This is a genomic window from Meridianimarinicoccus sp. MJW13, from assembly GCF_014901205.1.
Lineage (GTDB): Bacteria > Pseudomonadota > Alphaproteobacteria > Rhodobacterales > Rhodobacteraceae > Meridianimarinicoccus.
This window is the reverse complement of the sequence record NZ_JACNMU010000007.1, coordinates 275,805-296,750: the sequence shown is the minus strand read 5'-3', so window position 1 is coordinate 296,750 and position 20,946 is coordinate 275,805. Positions and strand designations below refer to the sequence as shown.

18 protein-coding genes and 1 tRNA gene are annotated in these 20,946 nt (G+C 65.7%); 6 read left to right on the top strand and 13 right to left on the bottom strand.

The window, feature by feature from the left end; translation table 11 throughout:
* Nucleotides 1-42: 42 nt before the first annotated feature.
* From H8B03_RS14635 to H8B03_RS14625, 3 genes are all read right to left on the bottom strand, one after another.
* Nucleotides 43-1,080 (bottom strand): rod shape-determining protein, encoded by a 1,038-nt coding sequence (locus H8B03_RS14635; protein ID WP_193142614.1) that lies wholly within the window; start codon nucleotides 1,078-1,080, stop codon nucleotides 43-45.
* Between the two features lie 263 nt (nucleotides 1,081-1,343).
* Nucleotides 1,344-2,912, bottom strand: a complete 1,569-nt coding sequence (locus H8B03_RS14630; RefSeq protein WP_193142613.1) for a 2-isopropylmalate synthase — start codon at nucleotides 2,910-2,912, stop codon at nucleotides 1,344-1,346.
* Between the two features lie 338 nt (nucleotides 2,913-3,250).
* Complete coding sequence (locus tag H8B03_RS14625) at nucleotides 3,251-4,054, bottom strand: hypothetical protein (protein ID WP_193142612.1); 804 nt, start codon at nucleotides 4,052-4,054, stop codon at nucleotides 3,251-3,253.
* Nucleotides 4,055-4,176: 122 nt separating this feature from the next.
* Here H8B03_RS14625 and H8B03_RS14620 point away from each other — a divergent pair, with 122 nt between their 5' ends.
* Nucleotides 4,177-4,848 (top strand): SDR family NAD(P)-dependent oxidoreductase, encoded by a 672-nt coding sequence (locus tag H8B03_RS14620; protein WP_193142611.1) that lies wholly within the window; start codon nucleotides 4,177-4,179, stop codon nucleotides 4,846-4,848.
* Nucleotides 4,849-5,319: 471 nt separating this feature from the next.
* Here the strand turns inward: H8B03_RS14620 and H8B03_RS14615 are convergent.
* Nucleotides 5,320-5,393: transfer RNA gene (locus H8B03_RS14615), tRNA-Cys, on the bottom strand.
* A gap of 124 nt (nucleotides 5,394-5,517) precedes the next feature.
* On the opposite strand from H8B03_RS14615, the gene H8B03_RS14610 reads away from it, so the two are divergent.
* Nucleotides 5,518-6,171 (top strand): protein-L-isoaspartate O-methyltransferase, encoded by a 654-nt coding sequence (locus H8B03_RS14610; RefSeq protein ID WP_193142610.1) that lies wholly within the window; start codon nucleotides 5,518-5,520, stop codon nucleotides 6,169-6,171.
* Between the two features lie 40 nt (nucleotides 6,172-6,211).
* Nucleotides 6,212-7,621, top strand: a complete 1,410-nt coding sequence (locus H8B03_RS14605) for a TolC family outer membrane protein (protein ID WP_319022488.1) — start codon at nucleotides 6,212-6,214, stop codon at nucleotides 7,619-7,621.
* Nucleotides 7,622-7,680: 59 nt separating this feature from the next.
* On the opposite strand, the gene H8B03_RS14600 is transcribed toward H8B03_RS14605, so the two are convergent.
* Together H8B03_RS14600 and H8B03_RS14595 are read right to left on the bottom strand one after the other, a co-directional pair.
* Nucleotides 7,681-9,135 carry a cobyric acid synthase gene (locus H8B03_RS14600; RefSeq protein ID WP_193142609.1) on the bottom strand — a complete coding sequence of 485 codons (1,455 nt, stop codon included), beginning with the start codon at nucleotides 9,133-9,135 and terminating at the stop codon, nucleotides 7,681-7,683.
* Between the two features lie 73 nt (nucleotides 9,136-9,208).
* Nucleotides 9,209-9,520, bottom strand: coding sequence for a DUF6280 family protein (locus H8B03_RS14595; protein WP_193142608.1), 312 nt, complete (start codon nucleotides 9,518-9,520; stop codon nucleotides 9,209-9,211).
* Between the two features lie 220 nt (nucleotides 9,521-9,740).
* On the opposite strand from H8B03_RS14595, the gene efp reads away from it, so the two are divergent.
* Entirely contained in the window at nucleotides 9,741-10,304 is a 564-nt protein-coding gene (efp, locus tag H8B03_RS14590; protein WP_193142607.1) for an elongation factor P, read from the top strand.
* Between the two features lie 208 nt (nucleotides 10,305-10,512).
* Here efp and xylA read toward each other — a convergent pair whose 3' ends face one another.
* The 5 genes from xylA to xylF all read right to left on the bottom strand — a co-directional run bounded on the left by xylA (nucleotide 10,513) and on the right by xylF (nucleotide 16,429).
* Nucleotides 10,513-11,814, bottom strand: coding sequence for a xylose isomerase (gene xylA / locus H8B03_RS14585; RefSeq protein ID WP_193142606.1), 1,302 nt, complete (start codon nucleotides 11,812-11,814; stop codon nucleotides 10,513-10,515).
* On the bottom strand, nucleotides 11,811-13,250 hold the full coding sequence (gene xylB, locus H8B03_RS14580) for a xylulokinase (RefSeq protein WP_193142605.1): 1,440 nt from the start codon (nucleotides 13,248-13,250) through the stop codon (nucleotides 11,811-11,813). The genes xylA and xylB overlap by 4 nt, the downstream gene beginning before the upstream one ends.
* Nucleotides 13,250-13,999 carry an ATP-binding cassette domain-containing protein gene (locus tag H8B03_RS14575; RefSeq protein ID WP_193142604.1) on the bottom strand — a complete coding sequence of 250 codons (750 nt, stop codon included), beginning with the start codon at nucleotides 13,997-13,999 and terminating at the stop codon, nucleotides 13,250-13,252. The genes xylB and H8B03_RS14575 overlap by 1 nt, the downstream gene beginning before the upstream one ends.
* Entirely contained in the window at nucleotides 13,999-15,291 is a 1,293-nt protein-coding gene (locus H8B03_RS14570) for a sugar ABC transporter permease (protein WP_193142603.1), read from the bottom strand. The genes H8B03_RS14575 and H8B03_RS14570 overlap by 1 nt, the downstream gene beginning before the upstream one ends.
* Nucleotides 15,292-15,403: 112 nt before the next feature.
* Nucleotides 15,404-16,429 carry a D-xylose ABC transporter substrate-binding protein gene (xylF, locus tag H8B03_RS14565; RefSeq protein WP_193142602.1) on the bottom strand — a complete coding sequence of 342 codons (1,026 nt, stop codon included), beginning with the start codon at nucleotides 16,427-16,429 and terminating at the stop codon, nucleotides 15,404-15,406.
* Between the two features lie 210 nt (nucleotides 16,430-16,639).
* Here xylF and H8B03_RS14560 point away from each other — a divergent pair, with 210 nt between their 5' ends.
* Nucleotides 16,640-17,887 carry an ROK family transcriptional regulator gene (locus tag H8B03_RS14560; RefSeq protein ID WP_226925942.1) on the top strand — a complete coding sequence of 416 codons (1,248 nt, stop codon included), beginning with the start codon at nucleotides 16,640-16,642 and terminating at the stop codon, nucleotides 17,885-17,887.
* Here H8B03_RS14560 and H8B03_RS14555 read toward each other — a convergent pair.
* Together H8B03_RS14555 and H8B03_RS14550 are read right to left on the bottom strand one after the other, a co-directional pair.
* Entirely contained in the window at nucleotides 17,884-18,630 is a 747-nt protein-coding gene (locus H8B03_RS14555) for an HAD family hydrolase (RefSeq protein WP_193142601.1), read from the bottom strand. The two genes, H8B03_RS14560 and H8B03_RS14555, sit on opposite strands and share 4 nt — an antisense overlap.
* Nucleotides 18,627-19,769: an NAD(P)H-dependent glycerol-3-phosphate dehydrogenase gene (locus tag H8B03_RS14550; RefSeq protein ID WP_193142600.1), complete on the bottom strand. Its 1,143-nt coding sequence runs from the start codon at nucleotides 19,767-19,769 to the stop codon at nucleotides 18,627-18,629. Before H8B03_RS14550 ends, H8B03_RS14555 begins: the two co-directional genes overlap by 4 nt.
* A gap of 116 nt (nucleotides 19,770-19,885) precedes the next feature.
* Here H8B03_RS14550 and H8B03_RS14545 point away from each other — a divergent pair, with 116 nt between their 5' ends.
* Nucleotides 19,886-20,938 carry a Glu/Leu/Phe/Val dehydrogenase gene (locus H8B03_RS14545; RefSeq protein WP_193142599.1) on the top strand — a complete coding sequence of 351 codons (1,053 nt, stop codon included), beginning with the start codon at nucleotides 19,886-19,888 and terminating at the stop codon, nucleotides 20,936-20,938.
* The last annotated feature ends 8 nt before the right edge of the window (nucleotides 20,939-20,946 follow it).

The window sequence follows — 20,946 nt, the reverse complement described above, 5'->3', positions numbered from 1 at the left end:
GGGCGGCTCAGACTGGCAGGCCACCGCCCGCGTGCGGATGGATCAACTGTCGTAGTCTATGACATGGCGAAGCTGGTTTTCAAATTCCAGTGCCTTGCCGGTGCCCATTGCCACGCAGTTCAGCGGTTGATCCGCCACCGTGATCGCCAGGCCGGTCTGCTCGCGCAGGGCCAGGTCCAGATCGCCCAGCAGCGCGCCGCCGCCGGTCAGCATCACGCCGCGATCCACGATGTCGGCGGCCAGATCCGGGGGCGTGGCTTCCAGTGCGGTCATCACGGCTTCGCAGATCTGCTGCACCGGTTCGGCCAGCGCCTCGGCCACCTGGGCCTGGGTGATCTCGGTTTCCTTGGGCACGCCGTTCAGCAGGTCGCGGCCCCTGATCTGCAACGACTGGCCGCGGCCATCGTCGGGCATCCGGGCGGTGCCGATGGTGGTCTTGATGCGCTCGGCGGTGGCTTCCCCGATCAGCAGGTTATGCTGGCGGCGCAGATAACTGATGATGCCTTCATCCATGCGATCGCCACCGACACGGACCGAACGCGCGTAAACGATATCGCCCAGCGACAGAACGGCCACCTCGGTGGTGCCGCCGCCGATATCGACGACCATATTGCCGGTCGGATCGGTGATCGGCATGCCGGCGCCGATGGCGGCCGAAATCGGCTCTGCGATCAGCCCGGCGCGGCGGGCGCCCGCCGACAGTACCGACTGACGAATGGCACGCTTTTCCACCGGGGTGGCGCCATGCGGGACGCAGACGATGATCTTGGGCTTGATAAAGCTGGTGCGGCGGTGAACCTTGCGGATGAAATGCTTGATCATTTCTTCGGCGACGTCGAAATCGGCGATCACGCCTTCGCGCATCGGCCGGATCGCCTGGATCGAGCCGGGGGTCCGACCCAGCATCAGCTTGGCATCCTCGCCCACAGCCAGCACCTTCTTGACGCCATCCTTGACGTGATAGGCCACCACCGAGGGCTCATTCAGGATCACACCCTTGCCCTTGACGTAAACCAGCGTGTTCGCCGTGCCCAAGTCAATTGCCACGTCCGAAGTAAACAAGCCCCTGAAAAGCGCCATGTCGAGGTTGTCCTGCTAATGCCCCAAATTGTCCCGCGAGTCGCTGCCGCAGGCTGGCCCCGCTTATAGGCTTCGGGGCAGGGGGGTGAAAGGGGAGAAGGGGGCCTGCGCGGGCCTCGGCAGGGTTCTGCCCGGTAAACCTTGGGGAAGTTTTTTTTGAACGGCGGCGATGGCCCCCACTCGGGCAGGTGTCAGGCGGGCGGGCAGACAGGAACGGGCGCGCCGGTGGGGCGCGCCCGTGAGGCAGGAACGCGGCTGTCAGGTCAGCTGACGTCCTTGTAGTTGATTTCCTTTTTGTCGGAATGGGTCTTGGTGCGGCGCACGATCAGCCGGTTCAGCGCGGCCACATAGGCCTTGGCACTGGCCACCACGGTGTCGGTGTCGGCGGATTGGCCGGTGACGATCTTGCCATCTTCTTCCATCCGCACGCTGACGGTGGCCTGCGCATCGGTGCCTTCGGTCACCGCGTGCACCTGGTACAGTTGCAGCCGCGCATCATGCGGGAAGATCGCCTTCACCGCGTTGAAGGTCGCATCCACCGGACCGTCGCCGGTGGCGGTCACCTGTTCGTCCTTGCCATCCACGGTCAGCGTCAGGTCGGCCGATTGTGGTGCCTCGGTGCCGCAGATCACCCGCAGGAATTTCACCTTCAGATGCTCGTTGGCGGCCGCGGCGCTGCTGTCCTGCATCAGCGCGACCAGATCGTCGTCGTAGATTTCCTTCTTGCGGTCGGCCAGCGCCTTGAACCGCACGAAGACATCCTTCAGCTGGTTGTCGCCCAGTTCATAGCCCAGGTCGGCCAGCTTGGCGCGCAGCGCGGCGCGGCCCGAATGCTTGCCCATCACCAGCGAGGTTTCCGACAGTCCGATGTCTGATGGCCGCATGATTTCGAAGGTTTCGGCGTTCTTCAGCATGCCGTCCTGGTGGATGCCGCTTTCATGGGCGAAGGCGTTCTTGCCGACGATCGCCTTGTTGGGCTGCACCGCGAAGCCCGAGACCGACGACACCCGGCGCGAGATGTTCATGATCTTGGTGGCATCGATGCGGGTGGCATAGGGCAGGATGTCGTTGCGCACCTTCATGGCCATGACGACCTCTTCCAGCGCGGTGTTGCCGGCGCGTTCGCCCAGCCCGTTGATGGTGCATTCGATCTGCCGGGCACCGGCCTCGACCGCGGCCAGCGCATTGGCCGTCGCCATGCCCAGATCGTTGTGACAATGGGTGGCGAAGGTCACCGTGTCGGCACCGGGCACCTTTTCGATCAGCATCCGGATCAGGTCGGCGCTTTCGCGCGGCGCGGTATAACCCACCGTGTCGGGGATGTTGATGGTGGTGGCGCCGCATTTGATGGCGATCTCGATCACCCGGCACAGGTAGTCATGCTCGGTCCGGGTCGCATCCATGGGCGACCATTGCACGTCCGGGCACAGGTTGCGGGCATGGGTCACGGTCTGTTCGATCCGCTCGGCCATCTGGTCCATGGACAGGTTCGGGATCGCCCGGTGCAGCGGCGAGGTGCCGATGAAGGTGTGGATGCGCGGCTGGGCGGCATGCTTCACCGCCTCCCAGCAGCGGTCGATATCGGTGATATTGGCGCGCGCCAGCCCGCAGATCGACGAGTTGACCGAGTTCTTCGCGATCTCGCTGACCGCCTGGAAGTCTCCCTCCGAGGCGATGGGAAACCCGGCCTCGATGATGTCGACGCCCATTTCATCCAGCAGGCCTGCAATCTCCAGCTTCTCGGCATGGGTCATGGTGGCGCCGGGGCTTTGTTCGCCGTCGCGCAGGGTGGTGTCGAAAATCTTGACACGGTCTTGGGTTGAAGAGGTCATGGGTCAGGTCCGTTTCGTGGCGATGGCGCGGGGGCCGCGCGTGGGACGGGGGCCGCAACAAGGGCGGCATGCGGCGGCGGAAGGCGCCAGCCTGCGGGCATTGAGGGTCTGTGTCATCTGAGGTCCGTTCTGCTTGAAGTCTGTCGTGGCGCGGGCAGCATCCTCTGAGCGGTCGCGCCGGTGAACGGCACGCTCAGAGGCGACTAAGAAGCAGAAGACGTGCGGCGGCCAGCTGCCCGAGGGGCAGGTCGCGGAATCCAGCGATGATAGCAGCCGTTGCGTTCATGGGGCGCAGTTTAGACCGGGCCGGATTGCCGATGCAACCGCGGTTTTCCGGCTCAGCCCCCCGGTGGCGTGCGCGGCGGCCCCGAGACGCTGCAGGGGTCGGCGGCCCGACCCTCGGGGCTGCGGGTGGCGGGCAGGGTGGGGCTGTAGTCATAGGTCACGATGGTGTTGCCCGCGTCGAAGGCCACGAACACCAACCCGGCTTCGGGGGCCAGGGTGACGCCTTCGGCGTCGGAATAGGCAGAGGTGGCCAGCGGGATCACGTCCAGCAAGCGGCCCGTGGCGTCGAATTCGAACAGGCTGTCCAGCGCATCGGCATCGTCGACCACCAGCAGGTAACCGGTGCCCGGATCGCGGGTCAGGCCCTGCGGCTCCAGCATCGGCGGGGTCAGCGTGGTGCCGTCGATGCGGGCCAGCAGACCGCCACCAGCCTCCAGCCGCAGCACCTGGGCGCGGGCGTCATCGGTGATCCAGATTTCGTCACGGGCGGCATCCACGTACACCCCGTCGATATCCGAGAAGTCGCGCGTCAGGCGGAAGGGCGCACCCCGCGCCGTGCCATCGCGATATATTTCCTGAAACCGGCCGCTGCCGTCGCTCAGCAGCAGATGTGTATCAGTGACCGCCAGGGCATCCACCCGGCTAAGGTCAGAGCGGAACCGGCGCAGCGGTGCGCCCCACAATGTGAGCAGCGCGATCTCCTCGGTTTCATTGGCCACCCAGAGCGCGCAAAACAGCGGATCGAAGGCCAGACCGGAAGGGCCGGGAAAGGGAAAGCTGCGCACGAAGGTCAGTTCGGCCGCGGAAGCGGCAAGCGGAAGGACGGCCAGAACGGCTGCCCGCAGCAGGGGGGACACGATCGGCATCTGCCAACGGTAGCGGCCCACCAGGCATTGAAACAAGTGCGCTGTTCAGCGGTCGGGATTGAACCGAAGGCCCTTTCGGCTAGCTGATGGCATGAATTGGAAGGAGGGACCGCATGCAAAGGGCATTGGTGATCGGGGCCAGCGGTGGCATCGGCGCGGCTGTGGCCGAGGCCCTGCGCGCCCGGTTGGGGGCGGGCAATGTCACGACGCTTTCGCGGCGCGACGATGGGCTGGACATCACGTCAGAACAGTCGGTCCGCACCTGCCTGTCGCGGCAGGACGGGCCGTTCGATCTGGTTTTCTTGGCCACCGGCGGGCTGGCGGTGGCGGGTCACGCCCCGGAAAAGGCCCTTCGCGAGGTTTCGCCCGAAGCGCTGCGCGCGGTGTTTGACCTCAATGCGCTGGGTACGGCGCTGATCCTGAAGCACGCCGTGCCCTTGTTGGCCAAGGATCGCCGGGCGGTCTTCGCGGCCCTGTCGGCGCGGGTCGGATCCATCGGGGACAATCGCCTGGGCGGCTGGCACAGCTACCGCGCCGCCAAGGCCGCGCTCAACCAGATCCTGCATGGTGCCGCGATCGAACTGAAGCGCAGCCATCGGCAGGCCATCTGCGTCGCGCTGCATCCCGGCACCGTGGCCACGCCGCTGACCCGCGCCTACGCAGGCCGACACCCGACCGTTCCGCCCGAGGACGCCGCACAGAACCTGTTGAAGGTCATAGACGGTCTGGACCCCGGAGCCTCGGGGGGCTTTTTCGACTGGGCTGGCAAGACCATCCCCTGGTGAGCCGGCCGAAAGCTTGCCCCAGCTTTCCCGATGCGCCCGCACCCTGCGCGCGGCCGTTGCGTGGTCCCCTTTGCCAGGACGCAGATGGAAGCCCTGCAATGCGAGATTGCCGCCATGCACTCGGACCAGGTTCTCATCGAGATCCTCAAGATGCTGCCCGAGCTGGTGTGGACGCTGCTTGCCGTGGGCAACCGCCTGTTTCTGGCCCCGACCTTGAAAGCGCGCCTTTCCACCTGCACAGGCAACGGTCTTGACACGCGCGTTGATGCGGCTGGTGAAAGAACAACAGGGGGAACTGTCCTCGGGCGGTGTCTGACGGCGGCCTGTCCGCTCAAAGCGCCCATTCCGAAATCGAAGCCGCCAATATCGCCCCGATGTGCCGACTGCGGTCTTGCAGACACGGGGCAACCCGACCACGCGCAAACGGTTGGCACCGCGTGCGCAAAAAGGGCTTCAAGTCATTGGGAACACTGGAGGCGAGTACCGGAATCGAACCGGTGTACACGGATTTGCAATCCGCTGCGTAACCACTCCGCCAACTCGCCGAACCGGTGTGCGGTGGCTATAGCCCACGTCGTATGGTCGCGCAAGGCGGTTTGCGAGGTTGCCCGCACCGGGCATCTGTGCGAAGCCGAACGGGACATGAAACTGAACGGCAGAGTCTGATCCATGCCCGATTTCACTTCCCGCCGGACGATGATGGTCGACACCCAGGTGCGCCCTTCGGACGTGACGAAATACCCGATCATCGACGCCATGCTGCGTGTCCCGCGCGAGGTTTTCGTGCCCGAAGCGCAGGTTGAAGCGGCCTATATGGGCAACAACATGGACCTGGGCGACGGGCGCGTGTTGCTGGAACCCCGGACCATGGCAAAGATGCTGGATGTCCTGAACATCCACCGCACCGATCTGGTTCTGGATCTTGGGTGTGCCTATGGCTACTCGGCGGCGCTGATCGCGCAACTGGCCGAGGCCGTGGTGGCTATCGAGGAAGACGAGGATCTGGCGCGCGAGGCCGAAAGTCGCCTGGCCGACCATGGGGTCGACAATGTTGCCGTCCTTCACGCGCCGCTGGCCGAAGGTGCGGCGAAACATGGCCCCTATGACGCCATTGTGGTAGAAGGGGGCGTGGAAACCGTGCCCGACGCGCTGCTGGACCAGTTGAAGGAAGGCGGCCGGATCGCGGCGGTTTTCATGGATGAGGCACTCGGCACCGTCAGGATCGGCTACAAGATCGATGGCACGGTGAACTGGCGCTACGATTTCAATGCCGGCGCTCCGGTCCTGCCGGGCTTTGCAAAGGCGGCGGAATTCGCGCTGTGATTTGACGTCGGGCTGCGCCCGGCCGAGCAGGAGCAAACTGGTGAGACAGAAATTCTCGGGAAAGGCGCGTCTGGCAGCCGTGGTGCTGTCCGGCTTCATGGCGTTTCCGGCGCAGGCTGAAACCCTGACCGACGCGCTGGTGTCGGCCTATAACAACAGCGATCTTCTGGATCAGGCGCGGGCCGTGCTGCGGGCGGCGGATGAAGACGTTGCCTCGGCTGTGGCGGTCCTGCGTCCGACGCTGGACTACAGCATTCAGCGGGATTGGACCTTTCTGGACGATGACGCCATCCGTGGTGCGGACAGGGACGGGGCGGAAACGACCCTCGGGCTGACCTCCGAACTGGTGATCTACGAAGGGGGCCGCAACAAGCTGGCGATCGAGGCCGCGAAAGAGGCGGTTCTGGCCGCCCGCGAGGCCCTGCTGGTGCAGGAACAGGCGGTGCTGTTCGATGCGGTCGAAGCCTATCTGGAAGTGATCCGGGCCACGGAAACCGTGGACCTGCGCCGCAACAACGTGCGCGTCCTTCAGGAAGAAGTGCGGGCCGCCCGCGACCGGTTCGAGGTTGGCGAGGTCACCCGGACCGACGTGGCGCAAGCCCAGTCGCGTCTGGCCCAGTCGGACGCTGATCTGGTTTCGGCAGAAGGCGATCTGCAAACCGCGCGCGAAGACTACAACCTTCAGGTCGGGCGCTATCCCGGCCAGCTCGCGCCGCCACCGGCGTTGCCTTCCACGGCCTCTTCCATTGATGCGGCGCGCGAGATTGCCCTGCGCGCACATCCGGCGATCCTGCGCGCACAGCGGCTTGTGACCGTGGCCGAGATCAACGTGGCGCGCGCCGAGGCTGCCGTTCTGCCGTCGATCAGCGCCAATGCCAGCGTTGGCTACTCGGACTTCAGCCGGTTCTATCCGAACAACGGGCTGGAGCCTTCGGCCAGCATCGGCCTGTCTTTGCGCGGGCCGATCTATCGTGGCGGCGCCATCAACTCGGCTTTCCGCCGGGCGCAGGCGGACCGGGACAACCAGCGGTCCAGTCTGCTGCGCACCACCGCCGAGATTGACGAACAGGTGGGACGCGCCTGGGCCGTGCGCGATGTGGCGCGGGCCCGTCTGGTGGCCACCGACCGTCAGATCGAAGCGGCCCAGATCGCCTTTGACGGCACCCGCGAGGAAGCGACGCTTGGCGCGCGCACCACGCTGGACGTTCTGGACGCGGAACAGGAACTTCTGGACGCGCGCGGCGCCAAGATCGACGCGAACGCCTTGGAGCAACTTGCGGTCTATGGCCTGCTGGCCTCGATGGGGCGGCTGACCGTGGATGGGCTGGGGCTTCCGGTCACCGCCTATGACCCGTCGGTCTATTACAACGCGGTGCGCAACGCACCGTCCGTGGGCAGCGCACAGGGCATCCAGCTTGAGCGGGTTCTGAAAAGCATCGGCAAATACTGAACCCCTGCCGGCACTGATATGAAAGGCGCGTCGAGATCTCCGGCGCGCCTTTTTTCTGTTCAGGGCAGGGGGCTGGCCAGTGCGAGCAGCTTGTCGATGTCGAAATGGGTTTCCAGATGGGCGGCCAGATCGTCCAGCGCGGTCTCGACCCCGGCCTCGTAGTCATAGGAGCCGACCTGCAACCCCAGACCGTCGAAGAACGCCTGCCGGAAGGCATCGGCGCTGAACAGCCCGTGCAGGTAGCAGCCCCAGACCTGGCCATTGGCTGAGCACGCGCCCTCGGCGCGGCCCTCCAGATCCAGCCAGGCGTGGGCGCAGTCGGGGCCCTCTGTACGGCCAAGGTGGATCTCGTAGCCGTCCAGGGTGGTGCCAGAGGCGCTGTGCGTGGCCCTGACGCGGGCCAGCCGTTTTTCCGGGGCCATGACCGTCGAGACATCCAGCAGGCCCAGACCCTCTACGGCGCGGGCGCTGCCCTCGATCCCCTCGGGGTCATGGATGTGGCGGCCCAGCATCTGGTAGCCACCGCAGATGCCCAGCACCTTGCCGCCGCGCCGCAGATGCGCGGTCAGATCAATGTCCCAGCCCTGCGCGCGGAAGGCCTCCAGATCCGAGATCGTGGATTTGCTGCCGGGGATCAGCACCAGGTCGGCGTCGCCGGGCAGGGGCTGGCCGGGCTGGATCAGCCGCACGTCGATGCGCGGGTCGGCATTCAGCGGGTCGAGATCGTCGAAATTGGCGATGCGGGGCAGGCGCGGGACGGCGACCAAAATGCCGTCACCGGCATGGCTGCGAATGTCGAGGATATCCTCGGCCGGCAGGCGCCACGCGCCGTCGAACCACGGGATCACCCCCAGCGAGGGCCAGCCGGTGCGCGCCACGATCTCGGCCAGCCCGTCGTCGAACAACCTGGGATCGCCGCGGAACTTGTTGACGGCGCAGGCCTTGATGCGGGCGCGGTCGGGTTCGGGCAGGATCACATGGCTGCCGACCAACTGGGCGATGACGCCGCCGCGGTCGATGTCGCCCACCAGCACCACCGGCACCCCGGCGGCCTCGGCAAAGCCCATGTTGGCAATGTCGCCCGCGCGCAGGTTGATCTCGGCGGGGCTGCCCGCGCCCTCGATCAGCACGAGGTCGGCCTCGGCGGCGAGGCGGCGGAAACTGTCCAGTGTGGCCTGAAGCAATCGGGGTTTGAACTGTGCGTAGTCGCGGGCGCGCACGGTGCCGATGGCCTTGCCCTGCAACACCACCTGCGCGCCCCGGTCATGTTCGGGCTTCAGCAGTACCGGGTTCATGTCTACGCGCGGGGCCACGCCCGCAGCGCGCGCTTGCAGCGCCTGTGCCCGCCCGATCTCGCCCCCGTCCTCGGTGACAGCGGCGTTGTTGGACATGTTCTGTGGCTTGAACGGGCGCACCGTCAGGCCGCGTCGCAAGCAGGCCCGGGCCAGGCCGGCCACAAGCATGCTCTTGCCCACGTTCGAGCCGGTGCCCTGGATCATGATGGCGCGGGTCATGTCATGCGATCCTGTGCCCGAACAGAAAAACGCGCCCCTTGGGGCGCGCTGCAAACCGGCGGTGGGGCCGCGATCAGGCGGCTTCGGCCTGCTGGCGACGTTCGCTTTCCTCGCGCGACAGGGCGACCGATGTGCGGACGCCTTTGCCGACGAATTCCATCAGGCCCGAGACCACACGCTCGTTGGGGTCGATGCCGGCACAGCTGAGCACTTCGCGGCCGTCACGGGACCGCGCCCAGCGGGCAATCTGCTCGGGGCCATTGCCATACTTCTTGTCATCTGCAATCGCATCGTCCAGTGCGGCAAGCACCACGGCTGCGAACAATTTACGTGCACGGTTGCCTTGCTCGTGGCTGAACGCTGTGCTGTCTACGAATTCGCCCATGCGGGATCCTTATTCTTGCTCTTGCGTTTCCGGTCGTTTCTGGGGTGAGCCGCAATATGACCCTTTTGTCGTGATTCTGTAATGCTATCTGGCGATACCACCTATGCGCTCAGTGCATGGCTGTCGCCGCGTTTCCATGCTTCTCCGCGTCTTGATGGGGATCAGAGCCACAGATATAGGAGGGGGACATTTTTTTACAACCTCACCGACGAGGGCAGGCATGCCGAAAATCAACGGAAACGAAATCCGGCCCGGAAACGTGCTGGAGCATAACGGTGGCCTTTGGGCTGCGGTCAAGGTCGACCATGTGAAGCCGGGCAAGGGCGGCGCCTTCGCCCAGGTCGAGATGCGCAACCTGCGCAACGGCTCGAAACTGAACGAGCGCTTCCGCTCGGCGGACAAGGTCGAACGCGTCCGGCTGGAGCAGAAGGATCAGCAATTCCTGTATGAATCCGATGGGATGCTGGTTTTCATGGACACCGAAACCTACGAGCAGATCGAGCTTCCGGCCGATCTTCTGGGCGACCGGCGGCCGTTCCTGCAGGACGGCATGACCATCGTGGTGGAGTTCCATGAGAGCGAGGCGCTGAACGCCTCTCTGCCGCAAAAGGTCACCTGCAAGATCGTCGAGACCGAGCCGGTGGTGAAGGGTCAGACCGCCGCCAACAGCTTCAAGCCGGCGATTCTGGACAACGGCGTGAAGGTCATGGTGCCGCCTTTCGTGGGTCAGGATGAAGACATCGTGGTGAACACCGAAACCATGGAATACGCCGAACGCGCCTGAGCCACCCGCGCCATACGACGTGACGTCACTTTCAGGGCCGTCCTTGCCGGGGCGGCCCTTTTGCTGCGCGCGCAACAACCGCTGCGGGCATTTCGCCGAAATTCTGGCGGAATTGCGACGATGATTCGGGGGGGACCCACATGCAAACAGGCGCGCTGCGGGGGCGGCGCGCCTGTTATTGTCGGGCCCAACACCCGGCAATCGAGCCTCAGACGTAGCGGTTGACGAGGTTTTCCAGAACTTCCTGCCGCCCCGACACGGGCCGCGGGTTGATGCCTTCGGCCAGAACGCGCGCGGTGATGCTGTCCAGATCGCTGTTCAGCATCGCGGCATTGTCGGGTTCGGACCACCCGGCGTAGCGGGCGGCGCGCGCTTCTTCCAGCTTGCCGTCCGCCAGCATGGCATGGGCGGCCTTCAGGCCGCGCGCACAGACGTCCATGGCGCCCGCGTGGGCGGCCACCAGGTCGGCGGGATCCAGCGACTGGCGGCGCAGCTTGGAGTCGAAGTTGGTGCCGCCGGTGGTGAAGCCGCCGGCCTTGAGGATCTCGTAATAGGCCAGCGCCACTTCCGGCACGTTGTTGGGGAACTGATCGGTGTCCCAGCCCGACTGATAGTCGTTCCGGTTCATGTCGATCGAGCCGAAGATGCCCAGCGAGGCCGCCATGGCCAGTTCATGTTCGAAGGAATGGCCCGCCAGGATCGCGTGCCCCTGTTCCAGGTTCATCTTCACTTCGTTTTCCAGCCCGTATTCCTTCAGCAGGCTGTAGACGGTGGCGGTGTCATAGTCGTACTGGTGCTTGCTGGGTTCCTGCGGCTTGGGTTCGACCAGGATCGCGCCCTTGAAGCCGATCTTGTGCTTGTAGTCGACGACCATCGACAGGAAGCGTCCGGCCTGTTCGCGCTCGCGCACCAGATCGGTGTTCAACAGGGTTTCATAGCCCTCGCGCCCGCCCCACAGCACATAGTTCTCGCCGCCCAGCTTCTGGGTGGCGTCCATGCAGGTCTTCACCGTCGCTGCCGAAAAGGCAAAAACATCCGGGTCCGGGTTGGTGGCCGCCCCGGACATGAAGCGGCGGTGCGAGAACAGGTTGGCGGTGCCCCACAACAGCTTCGGGCCGCCATCGGCCATCTTCTGGCCGATGTAGTCCACGATCTCTTCAAGGTTGCGGGTGTTCTCGGCGAAATCGGCGCCATCAGGGCGGATGTCGGCATCGTGGAAGCAGAAATAGGGCTGGCCGAGGATGGCGAACAACTCGAAAGCCGCATCGGCCTTCAGGCGCGCCAGATCCATGGTGTCGCCGAACCAGGGCCGCTCGAAGGTCTGGCCGCCGAAAGGGTCGACGCCGGGCCAGGCGAAACTGTGCCACCACGCGACGGCAAAGCGCAAATGCTCGGCCAGTGTCTTGTCGCCCAGCATTTCTTCGGGATTGTAGTGGTGATAGGCCAGCGGGTTGTCACTGTCCGGCCCTTCATAGGCGAGGGCCGAAATGCCGGCGAAAAAGTCGGTCATGAGAGATCCTTCAGAGCGGTATAGGTAGATTTGTAGCGAGCATGGGCCTGGGCAAAAGCCTCGCTCAATGCGGGAACCGGGTCGATGGTCGCGGCCAGCCGCGGCGGGGTGGCCACCTCGGCCCCGGCTCCGGTGGCGGCCATCAGGCCCAGGCGGGCGGCGCCAAATGCGGCGCCATAGTCGCCGGCCTCGGGGATCGAAACCGGTTGGCCCAGCACGGTGGCGATCATCTCCAGCCAGTGGCGCGAGCGGCTGCCCCCGCCCACGGCCACCAGGCTGTCGATGCGCGTTCCCGTTGCCGAAAGCGCGTCATGGCAATCTTTCAGCGCGAAGCTGACGCCCTCCAGCACCGCGCGGGTTCCGGCGGTGCGGTCGGTGTCATGGGCCAGCCCCACCAGCGCGCCGCGCACGCGGGCATCGTTATGCGGGGTGCGTTCACCGCCCAGATAAGGCAGGAACAGCGCCCGTCCGGGGGCCTGCAGCGCGCCCAGATTGCCGGTCAGTTCGGCCGGATCAGCCCCGACCAGACCGGCATACCAGTTCAGGCTGTCGGTGGCCGACAGGATCACGCCCATTTGGTGCCACAGCTTCGGCAAAGCGTGACAGAAGGTGTGCACGGAGCTTCCCGCATCCGGGGAATAGCTGTCGGAGGCCGCGAACAGCACGCCCGAGGTGCCAAGGGACACAAACGCCTGTCCGGCCTTCACCACGCCCACGCCCACGGCCGAGGCTGCATTGTCGCCACCGCCGCCGCCCACGATCACATCGCGGGCCAGACCCCAACGCGCGGCAATCTCGGGCCGCAACACGCCAGTGGGGGCAGAGCCTTCGGCCAGATCCGGCATGTGGTCGCGCGTCAGCCCGCAGGCGGCCAGCAAGGCATCCGACCAGTCGCGCTTGCCGGGATCCAGCCACGCCGTGCCGGCAGCATCGGACAGGTCTGACACATGATTGCCGGTCAGCCACAGCCGCAGGTAGTCCTTGGGCAGCAGAACCCGCGCCAGCTTGGCGCGGATCTCGGGCTCGTTGGCCTCCACCCAGAGGATCTTGGGGGCGGTGAAACCGGGGAACACGATATTGCCCGACTGTGCCCGGAAGACCGGGTTGGCATCCAGTTGGGCGGCTTCCGCATGGGCGCGGGTGTCGTTCCACAGGATGCAGTTGCGCAGCACGTTGTCGGACTTGTCCAGCAGGGTCGCCCCGTGCATTTGGCCCGACAGCCCAATGCCGCGCAGCCCCTTCAGGCTGCCGCGCGCCGCCAGCATGTCCATCACCGTCGAGGCGGCGCTGATCCAGTCGGCCGGGCGCTGTTCGGACCAGCCGGGATGCGGGCGCAGCACCTCCAACGGGGCCGTGGCTTCGTCCACCAGTTGCTGCTTGTCATCCACCACCAGCGCCTTGATGCCCGAGGTGCCCAGATCCAATCCAAGATACATCACGCGGCCCTTTTCGGGTTCTTGCCGAGGATGATCATGCTCAGGATATCGTCTTCGGTGACATCCTCGACCCTTTCGGTGCCCACCAGCTTGCCGTTCTTCATGACCGAGACGCGGTCGCACAACTCCATCATCTCGTGGGTGTCGTGCGAGATCAGGAAGATGCCCAGACCCTGGTTCTTCAACTCCTGGATCAGTTCCGCGACCATGGCGGTTTCATGGACGCCAAGGGCGGCGGTGGGTTCATCCATGATCAGGATGCGGGCGTTGAAATAGACCGCCCGCGCAATGGCCACCGATTGCCGCTGACCGCCCGACAGGGCCGAGACCGGTTCCTTCAGCTTCTGGAAGTTGGGGTTGAGCCGCGCCATGATCTTGCGCGTCTCGGATTCCATCTTGGCGTCGTTCAGCAGGCCCGTCGCGGTCACGATCTCGCGCCCCAGGAACAGGTTGGCCGAAGCGTCCAGGTTGTCGGCCAGCGCCAGCGTCTGATAGATCGTTTCGATATTGAAGCGTCGCGCGTCGCGGGGGCTTTCGATCCGGGCCCTTTCGCCGGCGATGCGGATCTCTCCGCTGTCGGCCTTGTAGGCCCCCGAGAGCATCTTGATCAGCGTCGACTTGCCAGCGCCGTTGTGACCCAGCAGGCCCACCACTTCACCGGGATACAGATCGATGGAGACGTGATCCACCGCCTGCACCCCGCCGAACGAGATGCACATGTCGGTCATTTCTACGAGAGGAGTCGCCATCATTTGCCTCCGGTGCGCTTGCGATAGATGATGTCCACGAGGACGGCGAGCACCAGGACAGAGCCCACGACGATGTTCTGGAATGGCGCGTCGACGCCGACCATGGCCATGCCCGATTGCAACGACTGCATGATGAGTGCGCCGAGGATGGCGCCATGAATGGTGCCGATGCCGCCGGACAGGGCGGTGCCGCCGATGACCGCCGCCGCGATGACGCGCAGTTCGTCCAGTGTGCCGATGTCGTTGGAGTGGTTGGCCAGGCGGGCCGAGGCCACCACCGCCGAGATCGCACACAGCACCCCGACCATGGTGAAGATCTTCACGGTCAGCAGGCGGGTATTGATGCCCGACAGTTCCGCTGCATCCGGGTTGCCGCCGGTGGCGAAGATATAGCGGCCCAGCCGGGTGCGCTTGGCGATGATGGTCATGATCACGGCAATGCCGATCAGCAGCAGCACCGAGATCGGCAGGCCATAGGCTTCGGTATAGCCCTCGGGCATGACCTCGCCGCGGGCTTCGAACATGCGGGCAAGGCGGCGCTCGGGCACCTCATACGAATTCAGGATCGCGATGAACCCGAGGATGCCGGTGGCGATCAGGGCCGACAGCACGGTTTCGGCCCAGACCGGTTTCACCGGCTGCTCATGCGCCACCTTGGCGCGGCGTGCGTTCCACAGGCCGGCGATGGCGGCTGCGGTGGCGGCAAACCCGATGATCCACGAGGTCGTGGTGCCCAGCGTGCCGTTGATGCCGCCGAACGCCATGAAGGTCGGGTCCAGCGGGCCGATGGTCTGGCCGCTGGTGATGTACCAGGCGACGTTGCGCCAGACCAGCAGGCCGCCCAGGGTCACGATGAAGGCGGGAATGGCCAGATAACCGATCATCCAGCCGTGGAAGGCCCCGATCAGCGCGCCGGTCAGGATACCGACGGCGATGGCGATCCAGGGGATCAGCGGATGGCCCAGTTCCAGGCCCAGGGCATTGGGCAGCAGCGCGGTCTGGGTCATGGCCATCACCGCGGAACAGGTGGCCAGCACCGAGCCGACGCTCAGGTCGATATGGCGGGTGACGATCACAAAGACCATGCCGGTGGCCATGATGGCCACGGAAACGGTCTGGATGGTCAGATTGAAGATGTTGCGCGGGGTCAGGAAGCGTCCATCGGTCAGGACGTTGAAAACCAGACAGACAACGACGAAGGCGCCGATCATGCCAAGCAGACGCGTATCAAGCTCCAGCGTCTTGGCAATGTTCCGTTTGGCCGCCGGGGGTGCGGTCGTGGTATCGGACATGGGATTGGACTCCGGTTACGGAAGGTCGGGACGAGGCGCGATTGGGCCTGATCGGAGGGGGCCGTGCCCGTGCATTGGCACGGACACGGGTATCATGTGGCAGATCGTCGGATCAGTTGCAGGGTGCCGGCCCGGCGGTGACGCCCTGGCACAGTTTTTCCTGCTCGATCCAGCCCGCGTCGACGACAGCGGTCAGGTTGTCGGCAGTCACCGGCACCGGCGCCAGGAAGACGGCGGTCAGGTCCTTGCCACTGGGCGAGGTCCAGGTCTGTGCGCCGGGGATATCGGCAGGGGCCGTTCCGCTTGCCAGTCCCAGGGCGATTGCCGCACCGGCCCGGCCAAGGTCACGCGCATCCTTCCACACCGAAACCGTCTGGGTGCCAAGCGCCACGCGATTCAGCGCGGCATGGTCGCCATCCTGACCCGAGACCGGAATGCCATCCATGCCCTGCGCCGTCAGCGCCGCGACCACGCCGCCGGCGGTGCCGTCGTTCGACGCCACGACCGCGTCGACCGCGTTGTCATTGGCGGTCAGGATCTGTTCCATGTTCCGCTGCGCGTTGGCCGGCAGCCAGCCGTCGGTGTAAGCCTCGCCAACGATGGTGATGTCGCCGGCGTCAATGGCTGCCTGCAGCACTTCCTGCTGACCGCCGCGCAGGAAGTCCGCGTTCGGGTCGGTGGGCGAGCCCTTGATCATGACGTAGTTGCCCTTGGGTGCGGCCGCCAGAACCGCGCGGGCCTGCATCCGTCCAACCTCGACGTTGTCGAAGGTCAGATAGAAGGCGCGGGGATCATCGATCAGGCGGTCATAGCCAACCACCGGAATACCCTCGTCTGCGGCGGCCTGCACGGCGGGGCCAATGGCCTGGCTGTCCTGGGCCAGGATGATCAGCGCGTCCACGCCCTGAGCGATCAGGGCTTCGATATCCGACAACTGCTTGGATGGCGACGACTGGGCGTCGGCGCTGACATAGGTGGCGCCAGCCTCGTCCAGAATCGACTTCATGGCCGCTTCGTCGGTCTTCCAGCGTTCTTCCTGGAAATTCGACCAGCTGACCCCGACGGTCAGATCCTGTGCCATGGCCGTCGACGACAGCCCGACTGCTACGGCGGTGGCCGCGATAAATGCTTTGCGCATGTAGTCCTCCCTTTTGTGCCCGAATCTGGGCCTCCGGAACGTCCGGATGCACGCAGGATGCCATATTTATTTTAGTTGTCAAAAATAAAAATTCACCGTTAGGGTGGAAAATGATCGAATGCGGGGGACTTTGAGAAACATTGCTCAAGTATTGCGGTTGATTTTGCTGCATTGCAGAAGGAATTGTTCGTTGCGTAAAGTAATCATGTGATGGAGCAGGTCGCCCCCAAGACCGACATGGCGGAAGGCAGCGGGCCGTTGCTGGTGGATGCGGCGCGCGGAAAAAAACCGCTCAGTCAGCAGGTGCTGGAGCGAATCCGCGCCGCCGGCCGTATCTCGCGCAGCGATGTGGCCAAGGATCTGAGCGTCTCGCCGGGCTCGGTCACCTCGATCGTCAGCGGGCTGATGGACGCCGGGCTGGTGCGGGAGAATCCCAAGCCACAGCGCGATTTTTCGCGCGGGCGGCCGCCGGTGGAGCTGTCGCTGGTGCCCGACGCGCGCCACGTCATCGGCGTGACCCTGCGCGACGGCTTGCACAACGCGGTGCTGACCGATTTCACCGGGCGGGTGGTTGCCGATGCCACGCTGGAATGCGCGTCGGGCCGCAAGGAACCCGAGGAGCTGCTGGCCGATCTGAACGCCCTGTTGGTCGATCTTTTGTCGCGCAGCGGTCTGTCCCGGTCCGACATCTGTGGCGTCGGCATCGGGCTGCCCGGTTTCATCGATCACCAGTCCGGGCTGGTGCATTGGTGTCCGTTCCTGCGCGACAAGCGCGTGCCGTTGGGCGAATTCCTGTCCGACAACCTGCCATTTCCGGTCTACCTGGACAACGACGTGAACCTTCTGGCCATGGCGGAGCTTTGGTTCGGCATGGGGCGCGAATTGTCCAATTTCGCCGTCTTTACCATCGAGCATGGCGTTGGCATGGGGCTGATTCTGGACAATCGCATCTATCGCGGCGCGCGCGGAATCGGGCTGGAGATCGGGCACACCACCATCCAGTTGGACGGGGCCCTGTGCCGCTGCGGGCAGCGCGGCTGCCTGGAGGCCTATATTGCCGATTACGCACTGGTGCGTGAGGCCTCGACGGCGCTGGAATGGGACAGCTCGGTGGTGCGGTCGCCGCAGCAGACGCTGGAGATCCTGTTCGATCAGGCCAAGGCGGGGAACGAGGCCGCGCGGACGATCTTTGCGCGCGCCGGGCGCTATCTGTCGACCGGTCTGGCCAATGTGATCCGGGTGTTCGATCCGGAATTGCTGATCCTGTCGGGCGCGCGGCTGCGGTATGACTACCTCTACGCCGAGGAGGTTCTGAGCGGCACGCATCGGTTCTCCGACTGGATCGGGCGCGAGCGGACCCGCATCGCGGTCAACACCTGGGGCGATCTGGTCTGGGCGCGGGGCGGGGCGGTATTGGCCCTGTCGGCAGAAACCGACCGGATCGGCGAAGGGCTTTAGGCGTCGGGGCCAAGGTTGCGTTGCGCCATCGCCTCAAGGATCCCGGCCGCACCTTTGCGTGTGGCGCAATAGATCTGCGGATGGGCCGTCAGCGCCGCCAGCAACGCGGGTTCGGCATTGCCGACGGCGACACCGGGCAGCCCGCTGGCCAGCATCGACAGGTCGTTCAGCGTATCGCCGGCGGTCAAAACCCGCGCAGACGCGACTTGCAGGCTGTCCAGCACCCGCAGCAGCGTCGGACCCTTGCTGACACCTTTCGGCAGCACGTCGAAGTCGCGGTTCTGGGAAATCAACAGATCAAGGCCCAGGGCCTGAACAGCCTCGGCGCTGTGCGGGCGTACTTCTGCGGGATCCATGTCGAAACTCAGCCGATGGCGGAACGGCAACGCCTGTTCGCGCAGCCCCGGATGCCCATCCAACGCGCGGCGCACCCGGTCGGCTGCCCCGTTCCAGCGCGCGGCGATGGGGGCCTCAAGGTCGGCATCCGCCACCGCCGCGCCGTCTCTGGAAATCCGGTAAACGCTTGTTCCAACGTCGCAAATGGCAACGTCGGGGCAGGGATGCCCGGTGCGTACCAGATCGCTGACGAACTCGATGGGGCGCCCCGTGACGTAGATCAGCCCGGTCTGGTCCCGGTTTTCTTCAATCCACGAATAAAGCCTGCGCCGCGCCCGGCGCGGTCCGCCCAGAAACGTGCCGTCCAGATCCGTGGCCAGCACGAAACCGCAGTGTGACAGGCTCATGGGGCGGGTTTGGCCTGCGGGCGGCGCGCGGATTGAGAGACCGGGTTCGACAGGCTGACCCCCAGGGCGCCGCTTTCGCCCTGCAAGGGTCGCGACCAGAGGCGGGCGAAGGTCTCTTCCATCGGCGCGCCCTGGTGCAGCACCGCGTTGACGGCGGCGCAGATCGGCATTTCGACGCCGACACGGGTGGCCAGATCCATGACCGAGGGGGCGTTGACCTCGCCCTCGACCACTACCGGGCGGCCTTCGAAGCACGCGGGACGGGCCAGCCCCTGCCCAAGCTGCGTGCCCAGCGACATGTTGCGCGAGGTGGTCGAGGAACAGGTGAGCATCAGGTCACCCGCGCCCGACAGCCCCGAAATGGTCTCGGCCCGTCCGCCCAGCGACAGCGCCAACCGGGTCATCTCGGCCATGCCGCGGGTGATCAGCAGGGCGCGGGTGTTTTCGGCAAAGCCGGCCCCGGTCAGCATCCCACAGGCGATGGCGATGACGTTCTTGACCGCGCCGCCGACCTCGACCCCGATCACATCGTCGGAAATATAGGGCCGGAAGCTGGGCGCGCTCAGCGCCAGCGCCAGCCGCGCTGCCGGGCTTTGCCCCGGATGCAGCCGGTCGCGGAAGTTGAACGGAAAGGCGATGGTGGCGGCGGTGGGGTGTCCCAGTGCGGCCTCGCGCGCGAAGGTCGGACCTGACAGCGCGCCGATGGGATGGCCGGGCAGGGCGTCCTCGGCCACCTGGCTCAACGGCAGGCCGCTGCCGCGTTCGATGCCCTTGCAGCACAGCGCCAGCGGGATGCCTCTGGGCAGATGCGGGCGGATCAGGTCGCACACCTCGTGCAGCGTGGCCGAGGGGGTGACGATCAGCGCCGCCTCTGCGCCGTCCAGCGCCCGGCCCATGTCGGTGGTGGCCGCGATGCCCTCGGGCAGCGGCACGTCGGGCAAATAGCGGCTGGCGCGGCTGTCTTCTCGGATCTCGCGGGTGACCTCGGCGTCGCGTCCCCACAGGCTGACCTCGCGCCCCGCCTGTCGCGCCACGCTGGCCAGGGCCGTGCCCCAGGCCCCGGCACCAAGAACCGCGATGCGGGAGGGCGCGGCACCGGCGCCTTGCGGAATGTCGTCGGGGGTGAAGTCCAGGGCCATCGGGGATCCGTCCAGAATTGCTGGTTCGAGAGAGCATGAAAACACCGGGTTTGTCATGCCCTGATTGCTTGGATAGGAACAGAAGGGACCGGTTCGCACGGAAGGAGCCCAGGCGCATGTATACCCACCCCGATTTCAACGCCCATGAATTGGTGACCTGGATCCAGGATCCGCAAACCGGCCTGCGGGCGGTGATCGCCGTGCATTCCACGGCACTTGGCCCCGGCATGGGCGGTTGTCGGCTGTGGACCTATCCCGATGCAGCGGCAGGGCTGACCGATGTGCTGCGTCTGTCGCGGGGCATGTCGCTGAAGAACGCCATGGCCGATCTGGCGCTTGGCGGCGGCAAGGCGGTGATCTTTGGGCCTTTGCCCGAGGGGGCCGAGGCCCGCAGGGAGGCGTTCCGCGCTTTTGGTCGCGCGGTGGAAGGGCTCGGCGGAAAATACGTCACCGCCGAAGACGTGGGCGTGTCGGTTGCGGATATGGAGGCCGTGGCCGTGGAAACCCGCCATGTCTCGGGCTTGCCGCCTGCGGGCGGGGCGGTGGGTGGCGATCCGTCCCCCTATACCGCGCGCGGCGTGCTGCGCGGGATTGAGGCGGCGGTGGCCAAAAGGCTGGGGCGCACGGATCTGGACGGGCTGCGGGTGGCGGTGCAGGGCACCGGCAACGTCGGCGGGGCGCTGTGCCGGATGCTGGCCGAACGGGGCGCCGATCTGGTGATTGCCGAGGCCAATATCGCCCGTCGCGACGCGCTGGCGGTGGAGCTGAACGCCGAAGTGGTGGAGGGGGATGCGATCCTGACGGCCGAGGCGGATGTCTTTGCCCCCTGTGCCCTTGGCGGTGTGCTGACCGCGCAAACGGTGGCGGGGCTGAAGGCGAAGGTGATCGCCGGGGCGGCCAACAACCAATTGGCCGATGAAGCTGCGGGCCATGCACTGGCCGCGCGCGGCATCACCTATGTGCCCGATTATGTCCTCAATGCGGGCGGCATCATCGCCGTTGGGGCCGAATACCTGGGCGACAAGACCCGCGACCAGGTGATGACGGCTGTCGATGCCATTGGCCCCCGCGTGGCCGAGCTTCTGGCACGGGCCGAGGCCGAGGGCCAGCGTACCGATCTTCTGGCCGATCGCATGGCCATGGAACGGATCGCCGCCGCGCGCGGCTGAAATTGGCG